The sequence below is a fragment of the Virgibacillus sp. GM2-2 genome, from assembly GCF_055329585.1.
In genome coordinates this window covers 105,249-112,361 of the sequence record NZ_JBUZWC010000011.1, presented here as the reverse complement: position 1 = coordinate 112,361, position 7,113 = coordinate 105,249, and the positions used below count along the sequence as shown (strand labels likewise).

The window sequence follows — 7,113 nt, the reverse complement described above, 5'->3', positions numbered from 1 at the left end:
CAGGAAGTGGTTTTCTTCCGAGGAGGCTGAAGCGTTGCCCGCGGAAAGCGAAATGATTTTCCGTAGCGGTAGGTTATCTTCTATCAGAGTAGTTCGCAGTTTACCGATACTGGGAAAAAAAACATCTCATTAATGAAAGTATAGTAGCGAAGTGGAAATTAGCGGACCTCAGAGCCCTTATTTGAACAATATCAGGGTAAATGTGGTTGTTCGAGGACACAGGAGCCCTTATTTAGTAAAAAAACCTGATTTTAACCTGTGTTTTTACCTATATAAGGCACCCAGAGTCCGCTAGACCCCTAAAACATGCCCGAAAAGTAAAAATAAGGGCTTCTGTGTCCGTTACCGACTAGTGACTAGTCACTTTAGACTAGTTCACAGTTTACAGATTTTGTATCAACTACAATAACCTTTAGAAAACAGCAGTCTTACATTCATGGGGAGTGAAAAATAAAATGAAATATGGATTTTGGTTACCAATCTTTGGGGGATGGCTACGTAATGTTGAGGATGAGAATATGCCTCCAACATACGATTATGCAAAGCAAGTTATTCAATCCGCAGAAAAGTGGGGGTATGACACCACATTAATTGCAGAGCTGTATTTAAATGATATTAAAGGAATTGAGCATGATTCTATTGAGGCATGGTCCACTGCTGCGGCACTCGCAGCAGTTACAGAAAAGATTGAAATTATGGCTGCAGTAAGACCTGTTTTCCATAACCCAGCTGTTACCGCAAAAATGGCAGCAAATATTGACCACATTTCCAATGGACGATTTACATTAAACGTCGTTTCTGGTTGGTGGGAAGAAGAAGCACGCCAATACAATGGTGATTTCACAGAGCATGATGAGCGTTACTTACGAACAGAGGAATTTTTGGATGTCTTAAAAGGTATGTGGACAGAAAAAACATTCACTTATAAAGGAAAGTTTTATGAAGTTACGAATGCGCACTTGGAGCCAAAACCAGTACAGCGTCCGAACCCTATTTTATATGCAGGGGGAGAAAGCCCGCGAGGTAAGCAAGTAATTGTAGATGCATGTGATGCATATGTCATGCATGGAGGAACAGTGGAAGAGATAAAAACAAAGGTTGAAAATATGAAATCTCTTCGCGCCGAGGCCGGGAAACCCCCATTTAAGTCCTTTGGGTTAGCCGCGTACATTATTTGCCGCGATACAGAAAAAGAGGCTTTGGAAGAGTGGAAGCGTATTACTGACGTTAAAGAATCTAGTGGTTATGCAGGCTACCAGGACTTCGTTGGAAAATCACAGCTCGAACAACAAGTGAAATTAAATGAATACTCTGTTTCGAACCGAGGACTGCGTCCGAACTTAATCGGTACACCAGAACAAATCGCTGACCGAATTATTGAGTTTGAACATGTTGGTGTAGATCTATTACTACTTCAGTTCTCTCCACAATTGGAGGAAATGGAACAATTCTCGAAAAAAGTTATGCCTTTAGTTGAGGAAAAACGTAAAAATAAGAAAGCGTGAGCCCTAAAATGGTAAACACAAAAGAACAACAGGAGGTCTTTTTGTGACGAAAAAAATTTATATCATTCACGAAAATAAAGAATGGACTGCGCATCTGATAAAACGACTAGAGCAATTAGAGCTACCATATGAAGAATGGCATTTGGATGAAGGAATGGTTGATTTATCTGCCGTCCCACCAGAGGGAATCTTTTATAGTCGCATGAGTGCTTCCTCCCATACGCGTGACCATCGTTTTGCACCCGAGTTAACCGAAGCCGTTCTTGCCTGGTTAGAACGACATGGACGGACAGTAGTAAATGGTAGTCGCGCACTTCGTTTAGAAGTAAGTAAGGTAAACCAATACATGGCCCTTGACGCTGCTAATTTCCGAACGCCGAAAACAATTGCTGCCGTTGGCCGAGATCAAATCATCCAAGCAGCTAGGGAGATAGGCGTTGATTCGTTTATTACCAAGCATAATCGTGCAGGAAAGGGACTTGGTGTCCAGCTATCTCATTCCATCGATGCTTTAAAAGAATATCTCGATGGTCCATCATTCGATCCGTCCATTGACGGCATCACGCTAATTCAAGAATATATTCAGGCCCCTGAACCATACATCACACGTTGTGAGTTTGTCGGTGGTAGATTTGTATATGCTGTGCGTGTAGATACATCGGAGGGATTTGAACTATGTCCTGCCGATGCTTGCAAAATCGATGATTTACTTTGCCCAGCAGGCGAAGAATCCGTTGAAAAGCCGAAGTTTCAGGTTATCAATGATTTTGAAGATCCTATTATTAAAAAATATGAACAGTTCCTAAAGCAAAACGACATCCAAGTTGCTGGTATTGAATTTATCTATAATCAAGATGGTGATATTTTCACCTATGATGTCAATACGAATACAAACTATAATTCTGATGCCGAAGCGAAGGCTGACAAATACGGAATGCTAGAATTGGCAACGTATCTCGGTAACAAATTACAAACCATATAATCACGGTATAACCCCACAACTGTTGCTAAGTTGTGGGGTTATTTTTGTACAGAAACCTAGGTTATAGATCTACAACAAAAGCACTTAGTCCCTCCCTATCCCACTTCCTATGATAAACTTAAAGGATAGTAATTATAGGTAAAAGAGCAAATGGAAATACTAGTCGTAAAATAGATTCAGCTTGATAAAGGAGATAATTTTATGGTTAAAGATGTAACATTACATCAACTTTTTGACCTACAACAGAAAGAAAACCATACATTAGTTGATGTACGTTCACCAAAAGAATATAACGAAGCAACAATTCCTGGAAGTATTAATATTCCAGTTTTCGATAATAATGAGCGAGCTGAAGTAGGAACTATTTATAAACAAGTAGGACCTGAAGCGGCAAAAGAACGTGGCTTGGAAATATTTTCAGCAAAGCTCCCTGAATTCATAAAGTCTTTTCAACGCATTCGTACACCTAAAGCAGTATTTTGTTGGCGTGGTGGCATGCGAAGTAAAACCGCTGCCACAGTCCTTGAATTAATGGATAATAATCAAACATTTCGTTTGTCTGGGGGGATTCGGGCATACCGACAGTGGGTCGTTCAACAACTAGCAAACTATAAAATGACCTCAAAAGCTTATGTGTTAAATGGGTATACAGGATCCGGAAAAACCATTCTATTGAATAGGTTAAAAGAAAAGGGCTACCCAGTACTCGATTTGGAAGGCATGGCAAACCACAGAGGATCTATTTTTGGCCAAATTGGATTAAATCCTAGTAACCAAAAGAAATTTGACTCTCAATTAATAGAGAAATTAATGGCATATGAAAATGAATCATTTATTTTTATGGAAGGTGAAAGTAAACGGATTGGAAAGATAGTAATACCAGATTTTTTGTACAACCACAAAGAAAATGGATTACAACTATTCATTCATCTACCGATAGAGGAACGTGTAAAAAATATTCTAGAAGATTATCGCCCGTGGAACAACCCAGAAAAATTCATGGAAGCTTTTTTACTGATAAAGAAACGAGTCCATACACCAATTGCGAAGCAAATTCATGATCATTTAACCAATGAGGAATATCAATCTGCCGTCAAATTACTGCTCGAATATTACTATGATCCAAGATACGAGCATGCTGCGGAGGCATATCCTGAGGACAAAAAGATTATGATCACTGCGCAAACAATTGAAGAAGCCTTTCAAAAGATTCAACATCTACTATACGAAGTGAAATCGCTTTAGAAAATTTTTGCTTACCCTTAAATGTTCATGGCGACCGCCCTTGGCGTATCGCCAAGCTTTAATGACGAAAACCTTAGTTGCCCATTACTGATATCCTTAAATCGTATACATTTCTATCAGTGTAAAAAGGAGGATGACATTTTTGAAGATTTATGTAGACGCTGATGCTTGCCCTGTGAAAAATACTATCATTTCGATTGCAGCAAATTCGCAAATTCCAGTTACATTGGTAAAAAGCTTTGCTCATTATTCGCATGAAGATGAAGCACCAGGTGTGCAAACAATCTATGTTGATACCGGAGCCGACTCTGCTGATTTTCGAATTATGCAATTGGCTCGGAAAAATGATATTATTATCACCCAGGATTATGGATTAGCATCACTTGCATTAGGAAAAGGGTGCGTTGCTCTTCATCATAAAGGATTCGAGTATACCCAGGAAAACATCGATCAACTATTACACACCCGTTACACAAGCGCTATGGCTAGAAAAAGTGGCAAACGAACGAAAGGACCAAAAGCCTTTACCGAGGAAGATCAGCAGAAATTCAAGAAACTACTTCTGAAAAAGATTGGGTAGTATTGATCAGCTACCTAATCGTTTCTGTAAAAAATATAAATCAAATCCTTTTGGATGGTCCTCTATTTTCCCAAATACTTCATAGCCATTTTTTTGATAAAATCCAGGAGCTTGAAAGCTGAACGAATCGAGGTAAATTAAACGGCATTTTTCTTCTTTTGCATATTCCTCTAGTTTTTTCAGTAATATTGTTCCATATCCTTCTTTGCGATAACGTTGGTCCACCCACAAAAATTCGATGTGAACATGATGCCAAAACATATTAGCGGTGATGCCACCAATTATTTCTCCTTCGTCATCCCTTATTACGAAGCCAAAATCGACATTTGGTGTTTTAATAGAATCGGGCAATACCTCCATATTATGCTCGACGACCTTTTTCTTAATTAAATCAAAATCTTTAGCTATAATATTGCTTGTTACATTCAATAGATATACCCTCTTTCTATTCCATAATTTATTAAGGTGAGATATGGATCCCCGTGCAGTTCTAGCACATCGCAAAACGCAGATTCCGTCTTGTATCCTTGTATTTTCCGTTCAACTACTTTTTCTTTTATCACAGGGTTTTTCTTCATAATCTCATGCTCAATTTTCATATGAAGATAAGCAAATTGTTTATGTACTACCTGATCCTGACCAAATAATTCAAATTCAAAGCCATTAAAATCAAAATTTGCCTTGAGAACATCTCGGTCTCGTATTCTCGTTTGTTTAATCCTGAAATTCGGTAGTTTTCCATATAAAGCTAATAATTTTTGCTTAAAATCTTCAAAATCAGTTACGTGAAAAATAATATCTAGATCGGAATTATCCAAGTCTATATTGATTGGTATCGTCCCACATAAAACTGGAGTGTACACTTCTAGATCCTTCATGACGCCCAAATCCTCAATTGCTTGAAATGCCTTTTTCTGTTTTTTATTTCCGTCCCTCAAAAGCTTCATCGAATCAAGCACACCCTTACCTCCCCACAACCTTTTATATACTAACAGGAACCTGGTGCTTTTACCAAGCACCAGGTTCATTTTTTTATAACTTTCCAATATAGTTTAACGTTTCAACATCTTGTGCATCTGTACTACCGTCTAAAATCTTTCGGACATCATTAATGGTATCGTGGAGACTGACTGATTCTCCCTTTTGTTTCGTGAATTCTTCGGCAACATAAAACGGTTGGGTCAAGTATGCTTCTAACCGTTCACCACGTTTGTAGGTCGTGATTTCCGACTTCGGAATACTTTCCATTCCTCTAACATTTACCAATGAACGTAATTCATGATATCTGCGTAATAACTTTTGTGCCCGTTGCTGGGTAGTAAGATGATTCTGGTCAATATGTGCCCCCTCCAAAACGGAAGAAGTTGAATAAACCGGATTCACTGCTGGGTATTTGTACCTGAAAGAGAGATCCGCATCGAAACGCCAAAGTGTTTCCAACGGACCATAAGGAAGATCTTCATCGACAACATCTCCTTTTAGATCAACTAAAAATGTTGTGACACCTTTTATATCAATCGCATTTAATTTTTCTTGCAGCTCGTAAACTTTACCTGTTAATACGTGACTACGGTCTGCAGCAAAAGCAATTTCTTTGTCTTTTCCAGCAGCAGCCATTTTTTCGTAAGCATCGTCAATCGATGTTGCAACAATATCTGCATAATCAAGGATGTCATTTACTTCTGGATAATCGCCCTCCGGCTTCAACAATACCGTTACAAAACCTTCATTTCGCAAACGATGGAATAACTCCGTGACAACAACCAATTGTCCCATACCTGGTCGCGATACCAATCCAACTGTTCCACCCTTTGCAAGCGGTGCAAACAAATCGAGCGTCTTAATTTTCGTTTCAATCATCTCAACCGTCTCCCCTCGAATAATTAATTCATCCAAACTACATTCAGCAAGTGATGCTAACGCAACTAATGTGCGCACCTCTGATCTGCCAACAGGAATTTTTCCAGTACACAGGTTGGATACTGTTGCAGGGCGTAATCCAACAGACTTTGCTGCACTAGTTAAGTTGGGTACACGTCTGCGAAGCAATGAAACATTTAAGCTAAGATTTTCCATGTCATCTCCTCCTTACTTTATATAGTAATTTATATTACGTTTAAATGCAACAAATAATTACTTCAAAGAGTAAAAATAATTACACAAACCATATTAAGATGTTTTATGATACAATTAACAGAACGAATGATCGCATTTTAGAGAAGGAAGTGATATAGGTGAAATCTGCATTAATCATTATTGATGTGCAAAACGGAATGTTTCAAATGGATCCCCCGGTATATGAAGGTAAAAAACTTTTACAAAACTTGAAAAAACTTATTTCTTTTGCACGTAAAAATAATCATCTTATCGTATATGTACAACATAACGGGCCAACTGGAAGCCCGTTAGAACCAGGTACAGACGGTTGGAAAATTCATAAAGACATTGAACCTAGAAAAACAGATATAATTCTAACCAAAAATACGCCCGACTGTTTTTATAACACTGATTTGGAAGAACACCTGAAAAACTTTGAGGTTGAACATTTCATTTTGTCAGGCATCCAGACGGAATTATGTGTAGATACAACTTGTAGACGAGGATTCAGTCTCGATTACGCTGCAACACTTGTCACAGATGCCCATAGTACGTTTGATAAAGCGGCGATTTCTGCTCAGCAAATAATTACGCATCATAATGAATTATTACGTTGGTTCTCGGCTACGAAAACGGTTGATGAAACTGTATCAAATTAAGGTCCCTGCTGATATACTGTAGAAGGTTACTAAAGAACAGTTTGA

General features: G+C 38.5%; 8 protein-coding genes. 5 read left to right on the top strand and 3 right to left on the bottom strand.

Translation table 11 applies throughout. The features are described from left to right. Positions 1 to 455 precede the first annotated feature (455 nt). The 4 genes from ACY9Z2_RS13545 to ACY9Z2_RS13530 all read left to right on the top strand — a co-directional run bounded on the left by ACY9Z2_RS13545 (position 456) and on the right by ACY9Z2_RS13530 (position 4,312). Positions 456 to 1,505: an LLM class flavin-dependent oxidoreductase gene (locus tag ACY9Z2_RS13545; RefSeq protein ID WP_463610180.1), complete on the top strand. Its 1,050-nt coding sequence runs from the start codon at positions 456 to 458 to the stop codon at positions 1,503 to 1,505. Between the two features lie 43 nt (positions 1,506 to 1,548). Beyond that, positions 1,549 to 2,487, top strand: a complete 939-nt coding sequence (locus ACY9Z2_RS13540) for an ATP-grasp domain-containing protein (RefSeq protein ID WP_463610179.1) — start codon at positions 1,549 to 1,551, stop codon at positions 2,485 to 2,487. A 201-nt stretch (positions 2,488 to 2,688) separates the two neighbouring features. Further along, positions 2,689 to 3,732 carry a tRNA 2-selenouridine(34) synthase MnmH gene (gene mnmH / locus ACY9Z2_RS13535; protein ID WP_463610178.1) on the top strand — a complete coding sequence of 348 codons (1,044 nt, stop codon included), beginning with the start codon at positions 2,689 to 2,691 and terminating at the stop codon, positions 3,730 to 3,732. Between the two features lie 142 nt (positions 3,733 to 3,874). After that, complete coding sequence (locus ACY9Z2_RS13530; protein ID WP_463610177.1) at positions 3,875 to 4,312, top strand: YaiI/YqxD family protein; 438 nt, start codon at positions 3,875 to 3,877, stop codon at positions 4,310 to 4,312. Positions 4,313 to 4,318: 6 nt separating this feature from the next. Here the strand turns inward: ACY9Z2_RS13530 and ACY9Z2_RS13525 are convergent, their stop codons facing one another. From ACY9Z2_RS13525 to ACY9Z2_RS13515, 3 genes are all read right to left on the bottom strand, one after another. Next, a complete protein-coding gene (locus ACY9Z2_RS13525; protein WP_463610176.1) occupies positions 4,319 to 4,741 on the bottom strand; it encodes a GNAT family N-acetyltransferase in 423 nt (140 codons plus the stop codon). Beyond that, on the bottom strand, positions 4,738 to 5,271 hold the full coding sequence (locus tag ACY9Z2_RS13520; RefSeq protein ID WP_463610175.1) for a DUF4269 domain-containing protein: 534 nt from the start codon (positions 5,269 to 5,271) through the stop codon (positions 4,738 to 4,740). The genes ACY9Z2_RS13525 and ACY9Z2_RS13520 overlap by 4 nt, the downstream gene beginning before the upstream one ends. A 73-nt stretch (positions 5,272 to 5,344) precedes the next feature. Then, positions 5,345 to 6,388: an ATP synthase beta subunit C-terminal domain-containing protein gene (locus ACY9Z2_RS13515; protein ID WP_463610174.1), complete on the bottom strand. Its 1,044-nt coding sequence runs from the start codon at positions 6,386 to 6,388 to the stop codon at positions 5,345 to 5,347. Positions 6,389 to 6,546: 158 nt separating this feature from the next. On the opposite strand from ACY9Z2_RS13515, the gene ACY9Z2_RS13510 reads away from it, so the two are divergent. Next, a complete protein-coding gene (locus ACY9Z2_RS13510) occupies positions 6,547 to 7,068 on the top strand; it encodes a cysteine hydrolase family protein (RefSeq protein ID WP_463610173.1) in 522 nt (173 codons plus the stop codon). Positions 7,069 to 7,113: the final 45 nt, after the last annotated feature.